Genomic DNA, 20827 nt, shown 5'->3' on the forward strand with positions numbered 1-20827 from the left:
AGTTTCCATATGAAACTTTACAGAAGTGATGAGCAGCAAGGGGACAGTATGGAAGGTAATCGAGTGGATACTCCGACGCAGGTCAAACAGGTTCAAGGAGAGGTGTTCATTATCGACCAGGATGGCACTGTCTCCCAGATGCCGCCCGAGGGGCAAATCGCCGCGGGTCAGGTCATGCTCACCGGCCGCAATGGCCAGGCCGTAATAGGCGTTGATGGCCAAGCTGTCGATATTGGTCCAGATTGCGCCACCTGCAGCGATGAGCAGGGCAACTGGGTATCGAGCCAGCATACCCTGACCCTCAATGGTCAGCCTGAAAAAGAGCCGACCAATGTGGATCTCGAGGCGCTGCAACAAGCCATCCGCGCCGGTGCCGACCCGACCGCCGTCTTTGCCGAAACCGCCGCAGGCCCTGCCGCAACGGCTGGGGGCGGCGTGGCGGGCGCCGGTTCGAGCGCCGCTGGTTTTATCGTGGTAGACCGTACCAATGATGCCACCCTGGCCGATGCCGGGTTTGATACCGATCACCGGGCTGCCCTCGATCAGCCCCGGGGCCCCCTGGCTGGCGACTATATCGATACCTTTGCCGCCATCACCGTCTTCGAACCCCAGACCCGCGACAACATCATCAATGCCGAGGAGGTGACAGGGCTCATCATTCGCGGCCAGGTTGAAGACGTGGAGGTGGGGCAACCCGTCACCGTTACCCTGACCGACAGCGCAGGCAACAGCCTGACGGTGACCACAGTGGTGCTGCCCGGCAATCTGTGGGAGGCCGATTTTGGCGACGTGACCGGCAAGCTGGTCGATGGCCCGCTCACCATTCATGCCCACACCGTCGATCTGTTCGGCAACGAGGCGGTCGATGATGGCCTGACCCTGCTCGATACTATTACCACCATCACCCTCGACTTGGCCGATGAGAGCGACTCGGGGGCCAGCCAGGTGGACGACTTGACCCGTGACACCACGCCGCTCCTGCAAGGCAAGGGGGAGCCCGGTGCCACCGTCACGCTGACCTTGGGCAATCAGGTGCTGGCGGTGCTCACCGTCGATGGTGCCGGCAACTGGCAGTTCCCCATTCCCCAGACCCTGGCCGATGGCCGTTATGACTTCAAGGTTGATTCGGTCGATATCGCCGGCAACAAGGCGAGCGATACCCTGACGGTCACCGTCGACACCCAGGCCGGCATCGACATCGACGATCTGGATGCCGGTCGGCTCTGGGGTAGCAATAACGCAACCCTGAGCGGCACAGTGACGCAGGTTGAACCGGGTCAGACCGTGTTTATCAGCCTGAGCGGCGCCGGTCAGCCGGTGCTCAATGTGCAGGGGAAGGTCGGGGCCGATGGCCGCTGGCAGATTGATGGTCTGGATCTGTCCGGCTTCAAGGGACCCATCACCATCAAGGCCAATGTGACGGACTTGGCAGGCAATCAGGTGAGCGATGGGGTGCCTCTGATCGGTCAGAGTGAAACCCTGGTGCTATCGGAAGCCGATCTCGCCAATGGACCCATCAGCCAAACCGGCCAGCTCAACACAGGCTCGGGGAGCGATGGCGGCCTCAAGGTGACACTGGCGGCGGATCAGTCCGCCCTCGAAAGTCTGGGCCTCACCAGCCATGGTGCTCCCCTGACCTATAGCCAGAGTGGCCAGCAGCTGGTGGCCAGTGCCAACGGCCAGCCGGTATTCACCCTGACGGTCAATAACAACGGTACCTATACCCTGACCTGGCAGCAGAGTCTGGATCATGGCCAAGACAAGCTGGTGCTGCCATTTGGGCTGGAGTATCGCGATAGCGATGGGGATCTGGTCGAGGCGCCGCTGCGCATTGAACTGCTCGATAGCACCCCCCCCGATTTCCAGATACCCGGCATTACCCTGACCGAAGATGCCTTCCAGGATGCCCGCGCCGTGGTGGGAGTGGCTCAGTTTGAGGTCAAGCACAGCGCGGATCCCATCATCGCCGACACCCTGGGCTTCGTGGAACAGAGCAGCGTCCTGGCGGCGCTGCAAGGCCAGTACAGCAGCGACGGTCATCCGCTGACCTTTGAATTCGTTGATGATTTGACCCTGAGTGGCTATTACCTGGATGGCAATGGCCAACGGGTCGAGGTGCTTCAGGCCAAGCTCAGCGCCACCCAGAACGGCGATGACGTCAAAGGAGAGGTCAACGTCAGTCTGACGGGGCCACTCGATCACCAGGGCTCGGATGCCCTGATCCTGGGGCTGAAGGTCGGTGCCGTCGAGATTGATGGCGATGGGACGTCAGCGGCCGACTTGCAGATCGCCATCAATGACGGCATGGATCCCAGCCTTGGCATCGACACTGGCATCAGCCTGCAGGAAGGGGCCTCTGGCCAGACCCTGGATGGCCAGCTGCCGGTCAATGTGGGCAGCGATCGCCTGGTGTCCCTCAACTTCGAGGCCAATCAGCCGGCCCTGGATGGTCTCACCAGCGGCGGCAAGCCGACCAGCTATCAGGTCAATGGCAATCAGATCACCCTGCTGGATGCGGGTGGCAAGACAATCCTGACCGTGACCCTGGATCTGGATGGCAAGTACCATGTGACGCTCGATGGGGTGCTGGATCAACCGGTCAACACCAACAGCGTCAACCTGGGGCTGCAGGTAGTGGGCAGCGACTTTGATGGCGACCAGAGCAACCTCGGCACCCTCAATATCCAGATCACCGACGGCGTCTTGCCCCAGGTCGACCCCGTCTCCTTGACCCTGGTGGAGGACAGCAACTGGAGCGCGGCCCAGACCCTCTCCGGGGATCTGAACATCACCGCCGGCAGCGATCCCCTTGCCAGCATCAGTTTCGATGCCAGCCAGCCGGGCCTGCAGGGGCTCACCAGCGGCGGTCAGCCAGTTGTCATCAGCATCAGCGGCAACAGCATCAGCGGCGCCGTCAACGGCCAGAATGTCTTTACCCTCACGCTTGATCAGAAAGGACACTACGTCTTCACCCTGAACCAGCCGCTGGATCAGGGCAGTGCGGACAGCCTGCTCAAAGCGGGCTTCACCCTCACAGACAGTGATGGGGACAAAGTCTCCTCTTCTTTAAGCGTCGCTATCGGCGATGGGGCCAACCCGGTGATCAGCGCCGTGACCGGCACCAGCCTGACCGAGGCCAACCAGGGCGACGCCGCCGTGGTGGGCAATATGAGCTTCACCGTGAGTCACGGTGCTGATGCCTTGGCGCCCGACAGTCTCAAGTTCGATATTGCGGCCATTCAAGGCAGCCTGAACGGCAAATACAGCAGCCACGGCAGCCCGGTTACCTTTACCCTGGATGCCAATGGGGATCTGGTGGGCACCAGCGCGGACGGCCGCGAGGTGCTGCGCGCCGAGCTGGACTTGGTGGACAACAACGGCAACTGGAGCGTCACCAGCAAGGTTGTCTTAAGCGGTGAGCTGGATCACCAGGGCAGCGAGTCCCTCGACCTGCCTCTTGCCATCACCCTCACGGACAAGGATGGAGACAGGGTCTCCACCCAGTTGCCGCTGACCATCAAGGACGGCAATGCCCCCGGTTTCGTGGCGGGCAGCGGGGTGAGCCTGGATGAGGGCAACCTCGATGGCAGCGCTCCCCTGACCGGCACGGGCCAGTTCCAGATCGATGCAGGCTCGGATCGGGTGAACGAGGTGTCGTTCGCCGACATCGCCGAGCAACCGGCCCTGACCGCCCTGGGCCAGAGCGTGAAATACGAACTGGTGGACGGCGATGCCAGCATCCCGGGCAACCAGATCCTCAAGGGCTATGTGGAAGTGAACGGGGTGCGGGTCGAGGTGCTGCAGGTCGAAATCAGCGGCAAGCTCGACAACGCCGCCAGCAACGGTTTTGACTACAAGGTGACCCTGTTTGAGGGGGTACACCAGGCCAATGGCGGCAGCACCGAGCTGCCGTTCAAGGTCAACGTCGTCGACAGCGACAAGGGATCAGGCAACAACGACACCACCTCGGGCACCCTCAACATCAGCATTGCGGAAGGGGACAAGCCAGTGCTGACCCTGACCGGGGTGACCCTGACCGAAGGGCGTTTCGATGGGGCTGCGAACAATCAGACCGGTGACGACCAGCAGGCCCGTGGCACACTCACCATCAAGGCGGATTCGGATCCCGTGGTGGACGTGCGCCTGACCCTCTCCGGTCAGGTCGTGGATGCCAGCGGCAAGGCCATTGCCCACAACGGGGAGACCCTGACCTGGCAGGAGGTGCCGGGCAGCAACGGTCACAGCTTCCAGGGGGTGACCGCGAACGGTACCCTGGTGCTGAGCGTGACCCTGCCGAGCGTGCCGGGCAGCATAGCGGCCCACAGCTCGGCGACCCTGGATTACCAGGTCACTGTGCACACCAACCTGGATCACGGCGCCGACGACAAGCTCAACCTGAGCCTGCCGGTCCAGGTGACCGACAGCGATGGCTCTGTGAGCACCGGCAATACCACGGCAGTGATCACCGATGCGGCCGACCCCAGCCTTGGCATCGACACCGGCATCAGCCTGCAGGAAGGGGCCGCCGGTCAGAGCCTGGATGGCCAACTGCCGGTCAATGTGGGCAGCGATCGCCTGGTGTCCCTCAACTTCGAGGCCAATCAGCCCGCCCTGGATGGTCTCACCAGCGGCGGCAAGCCGACCAGCTATCAGGTCAACGGCAATGTCATCACCCTGCTGGATGCGGGTGGCAAGACGGTGCTGACCGTGACCCTGGATCTGGATGGCAAGTACCATGTGACGCTCGACGGCGTGCTGGATCAACCTGTGGGCACCAATAGCGTCAATCTGGGGCTGCAGGTGCAAGGCACCGACTTTGACGGCGACCAGAGCAACCTCGGCACCCTCAACATCCAGATCACCGACGGCGCCTTGCCCCAGGTCGACCCCGTCTCCCTGACCCTGGTGGAGGACAGCAACTGGAGCGCGGCCCAGACCCTGTCCGGGGATCTCAACATCACCGCCGGCAGCGACCCCCTTGCCAACATCAGCTTCGATGCCAGCCAGCCGGGCCTGCAGGGGCTCACCAGCGGTGGCCAGCCCGTTGTCATCACCATCAGCGGCAACAGCATCAGCGGCGCCGTCAACGGCCAGAACGTCTTTACCCTCACGATTGATCAGAGAGGTCACTACGTCTTCACCCTGAACCAGCCGCTGGATCAGGGCAGTGCGGAGAGCCTGCTCAAGGCGGGCTTCACCTTGACTGATTCGGATGGGGACACCGTCTCCTCCACCTTGAGCGTCGCCATCGGCGATGGAGCCAACCCGGTGATCAGCGCCGTGACCGGCACCAGCCTGACCGAGGCCAACCAGGGCGACGCCGCCGTGGTGGGCAATATGAGTTTCACCGTGAGCCACGGTGCTGATGCCTTGGCGCCCGACAGTCTCAAGTTCGATATTGCGGCGATCCAGAGCAGTCTGGATGGCAAATACAGCAGCCACGGCAGCCCGGTTACCTTTACCCTGGATGCCAACGGGGATCTGGTGGGCACCAGCGCGGACGGCCGCGAGGTGCTGCGCGCCGAGCTGGACTTGGTGGACAACAACGGCAACTGGAGCGTCACCACCAAGGTTGTCTTAAGCGGTGAGCTGGATCACCAGGGCAGCGAGTCCCTCGACCTGCCTCTTGCCATCACCCTCACGGACAAGGACGGGGACAGGGTCTCCACCCAGTTGCCTCTGACCATCAAGGACGGCAATGCCCCCGGCTTCGTGGCGGGCAGCGGGGTGAGCCTGGACGAGGGCAACCTCGATGGCAGTACACCCCTGACCGGCACAGGTCACTTCACCGTGGACGCCGGCTCGGATCGGGTGAACGAGGTGTCGTTCGCCGATATCGCCGAGCAGCCGGCCCTGACCGCCCTGGGCCAGAGCGTGAAATACGAACTGGTGGACGGCGATGCCGGCATCCCGGGCAACCAGATCCTCAAGGGCTATGTGGAAGTGAACGGGGTGCGGGTCGAGGTGCTGCAGGTCGAAATCAGCGGCAAGCTCGACAACGCCGCCAGTAACGGCTTTGACTACAAGGTGACCCTGTTCGAGGGGGTACACCAGAGCAATGGCAACAGCACAGAGCTGCCGTTCAAGGTCAACGTCGTCGACAGCGACAAGGGATCAGGCAACAACGACACCACCTCTGGCACCCTCAACATCAGCATTGCGGAAGGGGAGAAGCCAGTGCTGACCCTGACCGGGGTGACCCTGACCGAGGGGCGCTTCGATGGGGTCGCGAGCAACCAGACCGGTGACGACCAGCAGGCCAGCGGCACCCTCACCATCAAGGCGGATTCCGACCCCGTGGTGGACGTGCGCCTGACCCTCTCCGGCCAGGTCGTGGATGCCAGCGGCAAGGCCATCACCCATAACGGTGAGACCCTGACCTGGCAGGAGGTGCCGGGCAGCAACGGTCACAGCTTCCTGGGGGTGACCGCGAACGGTACCCTGGTGCTGAGCGTCACCCTGCCGAGCGTGCCGGGCAGCATAGCGGCCCACAGCTCGGCGACCCTGGATTACCAGGTGACTGTGCACAGCAACCTGGATCACGGCGCCGACGACAAGCTCAACCTGACCCTGCCGGTCCAGGTGACCGACAGCGACGGCTCTGTGATCACCGGCAACACAACGGCAGTGATCACCGATGCCGCCGACCCCGTGATCAGCTCCATCGGGAGTGTCACCGTCAATGAGTCGGATCTCAATGGCGGCACTGGTCAGCACGGGGGCACCAACCCTGCGGGTACAGGGGATAAAGCCACAGGGCAGGTGGTCATCGATGCGGGTAGCGACAAGGTGGTGGCCCTGCAACTGGATGTGGCCCGCTTCAACGCCCTCAACCAGCTCAGCTCCGGGGGCAAGGCCGTCAGCATCAGTGCCGACAGCCAGCCGGGTGTCTATCTGGGCAAGGACAGTGGGGGCAAGCTCATCTTCAAGCTGACCCTGGATGTCTCCGGCAGTTATACCTTCGAGCTGACCGGCAATCTGGATCACAGTGCTCAGGGCGATGATCTGCTCGATATTCAGCTGCCGTTGCAGGCCCTGGACAGCGATGGGGATCTCAGCGGCGAGGTGATAGGTCACGTCAGCGTGCGGGACGATGTGCCCGTCGCGGTGGATGCCGACAAGCCCCAGAACCAGGGGGAGAAAGTGAGCGGCGATCTGCTGGCTACCGCCAGCGAGGGAGCCGACGATGCGGTGATAAAATCGGTCACCATCAACGGGGTCGAACACTCCATTTCCGCCAGCGGCAACACCACCATTGCGGTCACAGACAGCACTGGGCAGACCATAGGCACCCTGGTGATCAACGCCGAGGGGAATTACAGCTTCACCGCCCGGGCGGATATCGATCACAGCAACAACACCCTGGTGCAGAAGGTCGACTTCCACCTGGTGGACGGGGATGGGGATACCGATGATGGGGTGCTGACCCTGACCATCAGGGATGAGGCGGGCAAACTCGTGGTCGAAGCCGTGCCGGGGAAAGAGGATGCTGGCGCGACAGATCCGACTCAGGGCATCCCCATTACCATGAACCTGGACATAGGCGACTTCGATCGGGGCGAGCATGTGGAGCAGTTGCTGATCCAGGCCCCGGCCAATGCCCATGGCACCTTCTACTTCAACGGTGTGGCGCTCACCACCATCACCCAAGGTGGCAAGACCTGGTATCAGGTGCCGCCAGCGGCGATGCAAGCCGTTGTCGGTACCAACGACAAGTTCGAACTCAAGGGCGTGACCTTTGTGCCCGATCACGACTACTCGAGCTACAACGATGGCGGCAAGCCGTTGTCCTTCCCGGTGCAGTTGCAGGTCGGTGTCACAGAAGGCAGTAAGCCCCCCGTGCTGACCGGCAACCTGGCCATCACTGTGCAGGGCATTGCCGACAAGCCGCTCTGGGATGATGGCAGCACGAATAAGCACTACAGCACCAATGAGGACAGCACCGGCATCGCTCTCAACGTGCAGGCCAACCTCACCGACACGGACGGCTCCGAGACCCTGAGCTACCAGATCAAGTGGGCGTCAGGCGAAGGCAGCCTGACCCTGAACGGCAAGGTGCTCACGCCCGACGCAAACGGCCTGGTGACCGTCTCTGCGGGGGAGATCAACAAGATCATCGTGGTGCCCGGCAAGGACTACAGCGGTGACATCAAGCTGGTCGTGACCCCGGTCAGCACCGAGAAAACCCCCGTAGTCACCGGGCAGGAGACTGCCCTTGGGGATCCCATCGAACTGGTGATCAACGTCAACCCGCAGGCGGATGACGCTAAACTGACCATTCGTGACATCCAGGGCAAGGAAGACAGCCTGCTGGATCTGGGCAGCAAGATAGTGCTCGCCCATCTGGGGGATAGCGCAGATGGCTCCGAGAGTATGTTCGTGCGCATCAGCGGCCTGCCCGCCGGTGCCACCCTCTGGCTCGGCGGCGTGGCGGTCACCCTGGATGCGAACGGTTATTACGAAGTGCCCTATGACCGCATCGGCGAGCTCAAGCTCGAGCCGCCGAAGGACAGCAACCTCGACTTCGATCTCAACATCCAGGGGGTGGTAAAAGACACCGCCACCCTGACCGATGCCAATGGTCAGACCCAGACAGTGGTCAACGAGAAGGTGACCGGCAGCCAGGGTTTGCATGTGGATCTGGTGGGGGTGGTGGATGAGCCTCATTTTAATCTGGACAGCACCGGCTGGACCCAGGACAGCAATGACGGTTACACCATCACCATAGGGGAAGATGGCAAGGCGCCGCTGGACTTCAAACTGGCGTCGGGGGAGACGACGGGCGATGGCTCCGAATCCCTCAACCTGGTGCTGGAAGGCTTGCCGGAAGGGGCCAAGGTGTTCGATGGCAACGGCAAGGAGCTCACCCTGACCTTTGCCGGGCTCGACGCTCAGGGCAAGCCGACCTATCAGGTCGACGTTTCTAGTCTGGGCAACCTGCAGATCCAGCCGCCCCCCAACAGCACCGCCGACATCCACCTCATCGCCCACGTGGTGGTGACCGAGAACGACGGGGATCACCAGCGTTTCGACGTGCCGCTCACCATCAAGGTAGAGCCTGCCATCGATGCCGGTGACTATGCCAAGACCAGCCATGGTCTGGAGGATCAGTTCGCCGTGCTCGACTGGCAGCCGGACCTGACCGACAGCGCCGAAAAGGTGACTCACCTCAGCCTATCCGGCATAGAGCCGGGTTACGAGATCTGGATCCGGGTGGGCGGGGTCGAGACCCAGCTTAACGTGACGGGCGGCAAGGTGGAGTTGAGTGACGCGGATCTGAAGAGCCTGCTCGGCGGCGGTCAGCTGCTGGTGAAGGCGCCACAAGACAGCGACAGGGACACCACCATCCAGAGTCATGTCACGGTGACGCAGGTCGATGTGGACTCCAGCGTCACAGCCCAGAAGGTGATAGACGGCAATCTGCACGTGGATATCCAGGCCGTGATCGAACCCGATGGCAACCTGGTGCAGCAGGGTGGGGATCTGGTCAGCCCGGATGGTCATGACATCCCGCTCAAAGATGTCTTTGTATTCGAGGATCTGGATCCGAGCAGCGTCGAAACCATCGATTATCTGGTGATCAGCGATCTGCCGCCGGGCTTCGTGGTGGTGGGCGGGATCAACGACGGCCAGGGCAACTGGACAGTGCCTAACAGCGCCCTCGGGAGCTTCTCCCTGCGTTCACCGGATGGTTTCACCGGCACTGCCACCTTCAAGGTCAGCGCCAAGGTGATCGATCTTGGCGATAACAACGAAGGGGATGTCAGCGCACCGGCTTATCGGGAGATCACCGCCAGCGCCGAGTTCAAAGGTGCAACCCACTCTGGCCAGCTTGCGGCCGGCGTCGATCTCGACAACAACCAGCCCATCACAGGGGTGGAGGATCACGGCGTCAATTTTGGCACCCAGCTCAAGAGCATGGTGACCCTGGGGACGGCAAACATCGGTGATGACGAGCTCAGCATAGTCCTCACCGGCCTGCCTCCCGGCGTGAGCGTGCAGGGGCTCACCTTCGACTTCGTCAACGGCGAGTACCTTATCAAGCTGCCGGGTGGCCTCAGTGACCTCGACAAGCTGACCCTGACCCTGCCGGAGGATTACGCTGGCAGCGACCTGAGCTTCAACGTGCGTCTGGTCAATACAGACACCGTGAGCGGCGACACCAAGACGGTGGAGAAGGTCGTTTCCCTCTCCATCACCCCCGAGGTGGACATCAAGGGCGGCGCGGATGGCCAGCCCGAGCTGCACCTGCAGGTGAAGGAGGTGAACGGTCAGCCGAGCAACCTGGAAGACACCCAGATCCACCTCGATCTCTCGGTCAAACTCGCGGACATCAGCCCCACAGTGGCCAACGGCGGCCTGGAGACGGTGGAGCGGGTAACCCTGACCGTCGATGCCAAGTACGGCCACTTCCTCGATGGCAACGGCCAGCCGGTCAATACCCTGGTGGTGACGGATCCCGATGATCTCAAGGATCTGGTGTTCGTACCCAGGGAGCACTTCAGCGGTCAGGTACCCCTGGGCATCAAGGTCGACATTCTGGACAGTGCCACCACGGGGACGGACAGGGCCAGCTGGAGCGGCAATGCGAGCTTCGAGGTGCTGCCGGTCAATGATCCGGCCCAGCTCACGGTGAAGGATGTGAGCGGCAACGAGGATGGCAGCGTCAGCCTCGGCGGGCTAGGCGCGACCCTGGTCGACAATGATGGCTCCGAACAGATAGTGGCGCTGCAGATCAAGGGGGTGCCGGATGGCTTCACCCTGTCGGCACCGGCGGTCAACAACGGCGGTGGCGTATGGCAGGTGCCTGTGGGCACAGACTTCTCCAAGCTGACCCTGATCCCGCCCGCCAACTTCAGCGGCAACCTGGAGCTCACCCTGAGCGCCTTCACCCTGGACAAGGGGATCACCATCCCCCTCGAGACCAGCGACAGCTTCACCGTCACCGTCAAGCCGGTGGGGGATGTCATCATCGCCGACATTCAGGACAAGGCGAGTGGCACCGAGGGGGACGTGGTCACCCTCAACCTGGGGCTGGAGACCAAGGACACCCAGGCCACCGGCGGCAGCGCCAGCAATATTCACGAGAACGGCCCGGAGCAGGTGCGGGTCACCATAGCAGGGGTACCCGATGGGGCAGAGATCCGTCTGCCGAGCGGGGTGACCGGTACTGTGGTGGATCTGGGCGGCGGCGTCTGGCAAGTGACCACGACGGGCGGCAAGCTGGACACCATCGAACTGGTGACCAACGACGCCAATGGCACCCTGGATCTCAAGGTGACGGCCCAGAGCCTGGACAACGGCGCCCTCGGCCCCGAGGTCAGTGGCAACATTCAGGTGGTGGTGGATGCGGTCAACGACGCCCCCATCAACGTGCTGCCCGGGGATCCTCAGGTAGCCCAGGAGGACAAGCCCTTCACCATCCAGGGTCTACAGGTCAAGGATGTGGACGCGGGCAGTGGCAACATAGAGGTGCGTCTGTCGGTGACTCACGGCTCCCTGACGGTGCTCAATGCCGCTGGAGTGACGGTGACCGGCGACGGCAGTGGTTCCCTGTTGCTCAGCGGCACCCTGGCGCAGATCAATGCCTTGCTCAGTGGCGGCATCGACTATCTGGGCAATAGCAACTTCAATGGCAGTGACGCCTTGACCATGGTCACCAATGACCTTGGCAATACCGGCAGTGGCGGCGCCCTGAGTGATACCGATGTGCTGCCCATCGAGATACAGCCGGTCAACGATGATCCTGTCAATATCCTGCCACCGGCCCAGGTGGCAGAGGAGGATAGCGTCCACCTGATCCAGGGCTTGCAGGTGCAGGATCTGGACGCCGCTGGCGCTGATATCCGGGTTAGCCTGAGCGTGGGCAACGGCAGCCTGACCGTGGTTGATGGCACAGGGGTCACCGTGACGGGGGATGGCAGCGGCAACCTGACGCTGCTGGGCTCCCAGGATGCGATCAATGCCCTGCTAAGCAGTGGCATCAACTATCTGGGGGACGCCAACTTCACTGGCACCGATCAGCTGATGATGGTGACCAACGATCTGGGCAACACCGGCAGCGGTGGCGGGCAGGATGTCAGCAGCACCCTGGACATCGCCGTGCAGCCGGCCAATGACGCACCCGAGCTGACCCTGCCTGGCAGCGGTTTTAGCGTGGATGAAGATGGCGACATCATCCTCGGCGGCATCAGCGTCAAGGATGTCGATGCGGGCACCACGCCCATGCAGCTGACCCTCAAGGTCGAGCATGGCCTGCTGGTCGCGGCGGCCGGGGCCGGGGTCACTGTGCTGGGTAGCAACAGCAATACCCTGATCCTGACCGGGGCTCAGGATGCCCTCAACGCCTTCCTGGCTGGCGCCGTCCACTATCAACCGAGCCCTGACTACTGGGGGGACGACAACCTGAGTCTGGTTATCTCGGATCTCGGTAACACGGGCTCCGGTGGCGCCCTGGAAGAGAGCGGCCAGCTCGGTATCAACGTGGCCGCCCAGGCCGATATGCCCAATTTGCAGCTCGACACGCATGGGGTGACGGCCCTGGTGGGGGGTTGGGTTCCGCTCAGCCTGAGTGCCTGGGTTGCCAACCCCGAGCCGGGTGAGCTGAGCATCCGGTTGAGTGGTCTGGATGGCGCCCAGGTCCTGGATCAGCATGGCCAGCAGGTGGGGCAGGATCTGGGCAATGGCGACTGGCTGCTGCCCGGGGATAACAGCTTGCCGCTGTTCCTGGATGGCTTTGGTGTGGGTGACCACAGTATCGCCGTGCAGGCCGAGTCCAGCGCCGGGGGGAGCATCATCAGCTCAACCCCGGATATTCTGGAAGTCCATACGGTGGCGGGCAATGAGCTCCATGGCAGCGGCAGTGATGACCATCTGGTCGGTGGCCTGGGGGATGACATCCTCTATGGCGGCGCAGGCAGTGATATTCTCACCGGGGGGCTGGGCAGCGATACCTTCGCCTGGAGCTTGCCGGATGCGGGATCAGCCAGTCAGCCAGCGGTCGATACCATCACCGATTTCAACCTGCAGCAAGGGGACAAGCTGGATCTCAGCGACATGCTGGGTGGGGTGAGCGGGGATGACATCAACAGCCTGCTCTCCCATATCCAGGTATCGGTGACGGCGGGTGCCAACGGGGTGAGTGACTTGCATCTGGATATCTCTCCCGCCGGGGATGGTCAGGTAACCCAGTCCATCGATGTCAAGAGCGTGGATCTCTCCAGCCTCGACATGGGGGGCGGCAGTCAGAGCGAGATCCTCACCTCGCTCATCGATAACCAGCACCTCATCCTGGCCCAGTCATGATGCAACAAGGCCGCCCTCGGGCGGCCTTGTTCTTTCTCGGGATTGGGCAGACCCATCAGCCACAGCATTTCTTGTGTTTCTTGCCACTGCCACAGGGGCAGGGATCGTTGCGTCCGGGCAGAGGGCACGCGTCATGGGGAAACTGGACACCCTCGGTATAGACCCAGCGCCCTGCCAGGCGCGTGAAGCGGGAGCGCTCATGGAGACAGTGACGCTGCCCCCCTTGAATAAACCAGGCCTTGAACTCGACCTGGCCCTCCTCATCATCCGGGGTGCCAGCTTGGGTGGTCACTATTTCAAGCCCCGCCCAGCGGGTATCCATACGACTCAGCTCGCGGGCGGTCAGGTCCCCCAGAAAGTCCGGGTGCCAGCTCAGTACCAGATAGTCACCCAGTCCCAGCACGAAGGCGCTGTAGCGCGAGCGCATCAGCTGTTCGCAGCTCGCGGCAGCCTGGCCCTGATGGAGAGGCGCGCAGCAGGTCTGGTAGGAGAGGGGGGAACCGCAAGGGCAAGGGGTCATGGTGATAGGCCGTCTTTGAGTCAAATGTGCGGGGATTGTAGCCAAGCGAGGGGGCCACAGACCAGTACCACAGCATAATCAGTGATCGGGGCCGGGGATCTGACAGTGCAGTTTGGGGATTGGCCGAGAATATGGAACAATTAACCATTGTTCGCCGTTTCGTTAAAAGACCCTATGAATGAGATCGTGAAAGGCAGTATCGATTTGATCCGGCAGCTCAACTATGGGCTGGTCTACGCCAGTCTGGAGGAGCACAAGGAGCTGTCACGCACCGATCTCTCCCGCCTGACCGGACTCTCCCCCGCCAGCATCACCAAGATCACCCGGGAGCTGCTCGATGGCGGCCTGGTGGTGACCTGTGGCGAAAGTTCTGTCGGTCGGGGTCGGCGCCAGATCCTGCTGCGCATCAATGAGCGTCGCTTCCAGTTTCTCTCCATGCGTCTGGGCCGTGGCTATGTGGACATGGCGCTGTTCGATCTGGCGGGCCGCTCTCTGGCACGCCATCGTCACCAATTCAGCGAAACCGAGCGGGGGGATCTGCTGGCCAGCCTCATCAAGGCGATAGAGAGCTTCTTGCCCAAGCGGGCCCTGCGTCTGGCCTGCATCGCCCTCTGCCTGCCGGGTCAGGTGGAGCGCCATTCCGGCATGGTACGTCACTTCCCCTTCTATGATCTGCGCAACTGGCCCCTGGGACCGACCCTGCAGCAGGCATTCGCGGTGCCCGTGCTGGTCAGCGGCGATGTGCGCACCTGGATCCAGGCCGAACGCGAGTGGGGGGCGGCCAAAAATTGCGCCGATGCCGTGCTGGTGTTCGTCCATAACGACATCGGGGTGGGCATGGTGGTCAATGGTCAGCTGATGGAGAGCGAATCCGCCATGCTGGGGGATCTCAGCCACCTGCAACTCGAACCCTATGGCCAGCGCTGCTATTGCGGTGGTTTTGGCTGTGCCTGCACCCTGGTCACCAATCAGGCGCTGGAGGCTCAATACCGTGAGCTGCGCGAGCGGATAGGCGGGTCGAACTCCGACTTGCCCGAGAGTGTCACCATTCGTGAGCTGTGCGAGCTGGCCCTGGCGGGCAATGGCCTGTGTCAGGACATCTTGCATCAGGCCGCAGGCCGCCTCGCCCGGGTGCTCTCCAATCTCATCTGCCTGCTCAACCCGGGTAAATTGCTGCTCGGTGGCGAGATCACCCGCGCCGACCGTCTGCTGTTCCCCATGCTGCATCAGGCGCTGGCGAGTCAGTTGCCCTCAGAATACCTGGTGCGCTTGCAGATAGAGTCGACCCACTTCTACGAAGATCCCACCAAGCCGACCTCGGTGCAGGTACACAAGGCGCTGCGAGACGGCAGCCTGCTGCTGGATCTGCTGCGGGGCGGTGGCAACGAGTCATGATGGCGGGGATGATGGTCAGAGGGCGCGGCGCAGGACGCCCCTCATGAAACTGGGACTGCAGGGACGCTTCCTTCTTATTCTGTGTTGTATCAGTCTGTTGCAGCTGATCTTGCTCAGCACCGCCAGCTATTACTATGTCTCGGAGCAGCGTTATCGTGAGGTCGGCGATCAGGCTCTGGACGTGGCTCAGTTGGTGGCGCGGGATCCCGCGGTGATCACCGGGGTGCGCCGTGCAGACAGTGCTCGCCTCAACCAGCTGGTTGAGAAGACCCGCGTCGATGTTGGCGCCAGCTTCATCGTCATTGGCGATCGCAACGCCCTGCGGCTGGTGCATCCGCAGGCCGATCGTATTGGCAAGCCGATGGTGGGGGACGATCCGACCCGGGCCCTGGTCAATGGGGAGTCCTATGTCTCCCATGCCAAGGGATCCCTCGGGGTATCGGTGCGCGGCAAGACGCCGATCCGTGATGAGCTGGGCCAGATCATCGGGGTGGTCTCGGTCGGATATCTGGTGCGCGACATAGACGCGGACTTGCGCGGTTTTCTGCGCTTTGGCCTCCTTATCACCCTGCTTATCGTGTTGCTCAACAGCCTGGCCGCAGGCTGGCTGGCGCGGCGCTACAAGAAAGCCATCTTTGGCTTTGAGCCCGAACAGATAGGGCGCCTCTATGCCGAACTCGACTGTACCCTGCGCACCGTGCGCGAGGGGATACTCACCATCGATGGCGAGGGGCGACTCACCTCCATCAACCCCAATGGCATCAAGCTGTTGCACCTCGATGAACAGCAGGCCAGGGGAGCCATAGGCCGCCCCATCAACGATCTGCTGCCAGAGACTCGCATGCTGTCGCTCATCCATGATCCCAAGCCGCAATATGATGAGGAGATCTGGCTCAACGGCCAACATCTGATCGTCAACCGTCTGCCGCTGGTGCGCGATGGCGAACTCATCGGGGCCGTGTCGAGCTTCAGGCGCAAGGATGAGCTGGCCGAACTGAGTGCCCAGCTCAGCCAGGTGCAGGCTTACAGCGACCTGCTGCGGGTGCAGACCCACGAACACAACAATCAGCTGGGCACCATCGCCGGGCTTATCGAACTCGGTGCCCATGAGGAGGCGCTCGCCTTCATTGGCCGTGAGGCTGGCACAGAGCAGACTCTGCTCAGCTTCCTGATGGCGGCGATCGCCAAACCCAAGGTGGCAGGGCTGCTGCTCGGCAAGTATCACCGGGCCCATGAGCTGGGACTGGAGCTCATCGTCGAGCCGGATTCTCACCTGCACGATATTCCCGCCAGGGTGTCGGGCTCCCAGCTGGTGACCCTGCTTGGCAACCTCATCGACAACGCCTTCGAGGCGACCCGTCGCCACGGTGCGCCCTATGCCCCTATCCGGGTGTCGATGACGGATCTCGGTCAGGACCTTATTCTGGAGGTCGAGGATGGTGCTGGCGGTGTGGCCCCCGCGCTGCAGGATCGGCTATTTGAACCCGGCGTCAGCAGCAAGGCCGAACAAGGTCATGGCATAGGTCTGGCCCTGGTGCGCAAGACCCTGGATGCGCTCAAGGGCGACATCGTCATCGAGGCGACCGAACAGGGCAGTTGTTTTGTCTGTTACATTCCCAAGGATGTGTGAATGATCAAGGTATTGATAGTGGAGGATGACCCGGCCATCGCCGAGATCCACCGCCGCTTCGTCGAACGGCTGCCCGGCTTCGTCCTGTGCGGTCTGGCGCTCACCCTAACGGATGCCCGCGAACAGATAGCCGTGCTCAAACCCGATCTGGTGCTGCTCGATGTCTGGCTGCCCGATGGCGAGGGGTTGGGTCTGCTCAAGCAGTTGCGCCAGGAGGGGGCCGAAGTGGATGTCATCCTGCTCACTGCCGCGCGGGAAGCGGCTACCTTGCAGGAGGCGATGCGGCTGGGGGTGGTGGATTTCATCTTGAAACCCGTGGTGTTCGAGCGGCTCAAGGGCACTCTGGAGAAATACCGGCAGAGCAGCCAGGCCCTGGCCAGTCTGGCCGATATCAGCCAGCAGGATGTGGATGCCCTGCTTGGCAGCAGCGCAGGCAGTGCCAACCCGCTGACCCTGCCCAAGGGCATCGATGCCCTGACCCTTGAGCGGATCCTGAGCGCCCTGGCCGGCGAGGGGGCCAATGCCGAAGAGATAGGGGCGAGAGTGGGGGTGAGCCGTACCACGGCCCGTCGCTACCTGGAGTTTCTGGTGGGTCAGCAGCTGGCGTTCCCCGAGCTCGAATATGGCACCGTCGGGCGACCCGAGCGCCGTTATCGTCGCCGCTAATCTCATACTCATCGCTAGCAGAAAAGAAAGAGCGCCATCATGGCGCTCTTTTTATTACTGCTTGTTATCACTCTGGTTTATCAAGGTCTCTGCTCGTTATGGGTAGGGTACTGAGGCGGCAGAGTGCCATCGATTCAGGAATGAGTCACCGGTTCACCTTTGGGCTCCTTGCGGCCTTGCCACCATTGCCAGAGCGGGATCATCAGCATGGCGACTGTGATGACCGTGAAGCCGAGGGTGATGGGGCGCTCCCACATAAAGCTCATGGAGCCGTCATTGATCAGCAGGGCGCGGCGCAGGTTGTCCTCCAGCATGCCGCCCAGGATGAAACCGAGCAGCATGGGCGCCATGGGGAAGTTGAGCAGGCGCAGGCCGATGGCCGCCAGGGCCACGATGACCATGACATAGATATCTATGGTGTTGAATGACACCAGATAGACCCCGATCAGCGAGAAGAGCAGCACCATGGGGATCAGCACCGGGCGTGGCACTTGCAGGATCTTGGCCAGGTAAGGGATCAGCGGCAGGTTGAGGATCAAGAGCACCACGTTACCCAGATACATGGAGATGATCACCGACCAGAACACTTCCGGGTGCTCCATGAACAGACGTGGACCGGGCTGTATGCCATAGGCTATCAGGGCACCGAGGATCAGGGCCGTGGTGCCAGAACCCGGGATGCCGAGGGTCAGCAAGGGCACGAAGGCGCCACTGGAGGCGGCATTGTTGGCCGCTTCCGGGGCCGCAATACCGGTAAGACTGCCATGGCCAAATTCGGCCCGCTTTTTCTTGCTGGCAAAGTTACGTTCAGCACCATAGGCCATGAAGGAGGCAATGGTGGCACCGGCGCCCGGCAGCACACCAATGAAGAAGCCAAGCACTGAGGAGCGAATGGTCGGAGTGGCTATCTCTTTGACTTCACTCTTGCTGAGTTTGAGGGAGCCAAGTTGCTGCATCTGTTTGGCTTCTTCAGCACTGCTGTCCTTGCCCGGACGCAGTACCGCCATCAGGATTTCGGCCAGGGCGAAGGTGGCCATGGCCAGCAACAAGAAGGAGAAACCATCGCGCAAATCTGGCAGCCCGAAGGTGAATCTGTCCACCCCGACGCTGCGGTCTATGCCGATGGTGGAGATCATGATGCCAAACAGCGCCATGATCAGCCCCTTGAGCACCTGGCCCTTGCCAGCAAAGGCCGCCACGGCGGAGAGGCCCAATACCATGAGCGCGAAGTAGTCCGCCGATTGGAAGGAGAGTGAGACCTGTGCCAACAAGGGGGCCGCCACCATCAATATGATGGCAGACAGGGTACCGCCGACGAAGGAAGCATAGGCGGCAATGGCCAGCGCCTTGCCCGCATGACCCTTGCGAGCCAGGGGATAGCCATCGATGGCGGTGATCATGCTGGCCGCACAGCCGGGGGTGTTGATCAGGATGGAGGCTGTCGAACCACCAAACATGGAGCCGTAATAGACCCCCGCCATCAGGATGATGCCGGAGGAGGGATCCAGCCCATAGGTGAGGGGGATCATCAGGGCGATAGCGGTGACCGGGCCCAGGCCCGGCAACATGCCGATAAAGGTACCGACGAAGCAACCCAATACCACCATGAAGAGGTTGATGGGCATCATGGCGGTGCCAAAACCTTGTAAGATTCCGTCTAACATAACGTTTCCTTTAACCCATCAATTGGGTAAACAGCCGGCCCGGCTCGAGATAGACATGCAGACCCTTGGTCAGCAAGGCCCAGAAGCACAGGGTGAACGGCAGACTGATTTTTATGGCATAACTCCAGCGTGGCTCGCCCATCAAACGGATCCCGACCATCACGAACAAGATGGTGGAGATAAGGAAGCCCAGCCAGGTCAGTGCAAACCCATAGGCCACCATCAGCAGCAACAGGGAAAAGACCAGCCGCCAGTTACCTTCCTCTTTCCCCAGGCGTTCGCCACCGGGAAAGGCAAGCAACACGATGGACAGCACTACGCCGATAGCCGCGAGTGCATAGGGCAGGGTGCTGGCGGTAAAGGGTTCGAACTCATCTCCCGGGGAACTTGGGATCTGGGTGGCATAAAATCCATAGATCAGGGAGATCAGCAAAAACAGCAATCCCCCGAACCGCTCCTTGGTGATATTCATCTTCTTCTTCTCCTACAAAGGTGGCGACAATGATGATTCGCCACCTTGACCAGCACTTACTGCTTGATGAAACCGAGTTCTGTCATCAAACCACCAATCTGCTGCTCCTGCGCATTGAGGAAGGCGGTGAACTCGGGGCCAGCCTTGTAGAGGTTGGTCCAGCTGTTACGGGTCCTGACGGCTTCCCACTCCGGTTTGTCATACATCTGCTTGAGCAGGGTGGCGTATTCGGCCGACTTCTCCGGCTTGATGCTGGGGGAGGCAAAGAAGCCACGCCAGTTGGCAAAGACGGTGGGGTTGCCCTGCTCGCTGAAGGTCGGCACCTGATCGGCCCCTGGCAGACGCTTGTCCGAGGTGACCCCCAGGATACGCATCTGGCCGGATTTGACTGCCTCCATTGCCTCGCCAAATCCGGTGGAGATGGCTTGAGTTTCCCCGGCCAACACGGCGGCCATGGCGCTGCCGCCCGCATCATAGGCGACGTAGCGAAGCTGGCTGGCATCGGCGCCAGCATTCTTGAAGGTCAGGGCCGCCACCAGATGGTCCAGGCTGCCACGGGCCGAGCCACCGGCAATTTTTACCTTGGCGGGATTTTCGTTATAGGCAGCCAGCAGCTGGGGCCAGTTTTGGTAGGGGGAGTCCGCCTTGACGGCCAGGGCCTGGTAGTCGGCGATGATGGCGGCAACAGGGGTCAGATCCCGGAAAGATTGCGGCAGCTCCTTGGAGAGGGATTTGACGATGATGGGGGTGGAGTTGACCATCAGGGTCTTGTCTGACTGGGCCGAGGTCTCGATGAGGTGGGCGATCGCCTTGGCACCGCCACCGGCAGACATATTCTGGTAAGAGACTGTCTCCACCAGGCCGGACTTGGTGAGTGCCTCACCGGTGCCGCGGGCCGTGGTATCCCAGCCACCACCTGCACCACCCGGGATCAGGATGTGAAGTTCATCAATCTGGGCATGGGCGCCGAAGCTCAGTGCGAGCAGGCTACCGATCAGGGTGCGTTTGAAGGTTCCTTGCAACATGGTGCTCTCCTTGTGATTGTTGCAGGAAGGTTAACGGTGGGTGGTGCATTGGAAAAGATTGTGACCGAAATGGCTATTTAGGCTCTTGTGGCTATTTTGTTCATTCTGTTTTCAGTGTGTGACGGGGCCATGCTAGCGGGATCAACCAGG

General features: G+C 61.8%; 8 protein-coding genes. 4 read left to right on the plus strand and 4 right to left on the minus strand.

Going from position 1 to position 20827, the window contains the following annotated elements; all coding sequences use genetic code 11:
• The first annotated feature begins 9 nt into the window (after positions 1-9).
• The gene (locus M2367_RS04840; protein WP_259235991.1) at positions 10-13305 is read left to right on the plus strand and encodes a retention module-containing protein; all 13296 of its coding nucleotides are present in this window, start codon (positions 10-12) and stop codon (positions 13303-13305) included.
• A gap of 55 nt (positions 13306-13360) precedes the next feature.
• Here the strand turns inward: M2367_RS04840 and M2367_RS04845 are convergent, their stop codons facing one another.
• Entirely contained in the window at positions 13361-13825 is a 465-nt protein-coding gene (locus tag M2367_RS04845; RefSeq protein ID WP_259235992.1) for a YchJ family protein, read from the minus strand.
• Between the two features lie 174 nt (positions 13826-13999).
• On the opposite strand from M2367_RS04845, the gene M2367_RS04850 reads away from it, so the two are divergent.
• Genes M2367_RS04850 through M2367_RS04860 form a run of 3 tightly spaced genes read left to right on the plus strand, consistent with a single transcriptional unit; the run spans position 14000 to position 17516 of the window.
• Entirely contained in the window at positions 14000-15220 is a 1221-nt protein-coding gene (locus tag M2367_RS04850) for an ROK family transcriptional regulator (RefSeq protein ID WP_224430597.1), read from the plus strand.
• A gap of 43 nt (positions 15221-15263) precedes the next feature.
• Positions 15264-16850, plus strand: a complete 1587-nt coding sequence (locus M2367_RS04855; protein WP_259235993.1) for a sensor histidine kinase — start codon at positions 15264-15266, stop codon at positions 16848-16850.
• Positions 16851-17516 carry a response regulator gene (locus M2367_RS04860; protein ID WP_259235994.1) on the plus strand — a complete coding sequence of 222 codons (666 nt, stop codon included), beginning with the start codon at positions 16851-16853 and terminating at the stop codon, positions 17514-17516.
• Positions 17517-17650: 134 nt separating this feature from the next.
• Here the strand turns inward: M2367_RS04860 and M2367_RS04865 are convergent, their stop codons facing one another.
• Genes M2367_RS04865 through M2367_RS04875 form a run of 3 tightly spaced genes read right to left on the minus strand, consistent with a single transcriptional unit; the run spans position 17651 to position 20677 of the window.
• Complete coding sequence (locus M2367_RS04865; protein ID WP_224430595.1) at positions 17651-19180, minus strand: tripartite tricarboxylate transporter permease; 1530 nt, start codon at positions 19178-19180, stop codon at positions 17651-17653.
• Between the two features lie 10 nt (positions 19181-19190).
• Complete coding sequence (locus M2367_RS04870) at positions 19191-19652, minus strand: tripartite tricarboxylate transporter TctB family protein (protein WP_224430594.1); 462 nt, start codon at positions 19650-19652, stop codon at positions 19191-19193.
• Positions 19653-19708: 56 nt separating this feature from the next.
• Positions 19709-20677 (minus strand): tripartite tricarboxylate transporter substrate binding protein, encoded by a 969-nt coding sequence (locus M2367_RS04875; RefSeq protein WP_224430593.1) that lies wholly within the window; start codon positions 20675-20677, stop codon positions 19709-19711.
• Between the last annotated feature and the right edge of the window lie 150 nt (positions 20678-20827).

The organism is Aeromonas sp. BIGb0445 (assembly GCF_024809075.1).
Taxonomy (GTDB): domain Bacteria; phylum Pseudomonadota; class Gammaproteobacteria; order Enterobacterales; family Aeromonadaceae; genus Aeromonas; species Aeromonas rivuli.

Excerpts from the sequence above, each read along its gene's own strand:
- M2367_RS04840 (WP_259235991.1), top strand. The coding sequence starts at position 10 with ATGAAACTTTACAGAAGTGATGAGCAGCAAGGGGACAGTATGGAAGGT.
- M2367_RS04845 (WP_259235992.1), bottom strand. The coding sequence starts at position 13,825 with ATGACCCCTTGCCCTTGCGGTTCCCCCCTCTCCTACCAGACCTGCTGC.
- M2367_RS04850 (WP_224430597.1), top strand. The coding sequence starts at position 14,000 with ATGAATGAGATCGTGAAAGGCAGTATCGATTTGATCCGGCAGCTCAAC.
- M2367_RS04855 (WP_259235993.1), top strand. The coding sequence starts at position 15,264 with ATGAAACTGGGACTGCAGGGACGCTTCCTTCTTATTCTGTGTTGTATC.
- M2367_RS04860 (WP_259235994.1), top strand. The coding sequence starts at position 16,851 with ATGATCAAGGTATTGATAGTGGAGGATGACCCGGCCATCGCCGAGATC.
- M2367_RS04865 (WP_224430595.1), bottom strand. The coding sequence starts at position 19,180 with ATGTTAGACGGAATCTTACAAGGTTTTGGCACCGCCATGATGCCCATC.
- M2367_RS04870 (WP_224430594.1), bottom strand. The coding sequence starts at position 19,652 with ATGAATATCACCAAGGAGCGGTTCGGGGGATTGCTGTTTTTGCTGATC.
- M2367_RS04875 (WP_224430593.1), bottom strand. The coding sequence starts at position 20,677 with ATGTTGCAAGGAACCTTCAAACGCACCCTGATCGGTAGCCTGCTCGCA.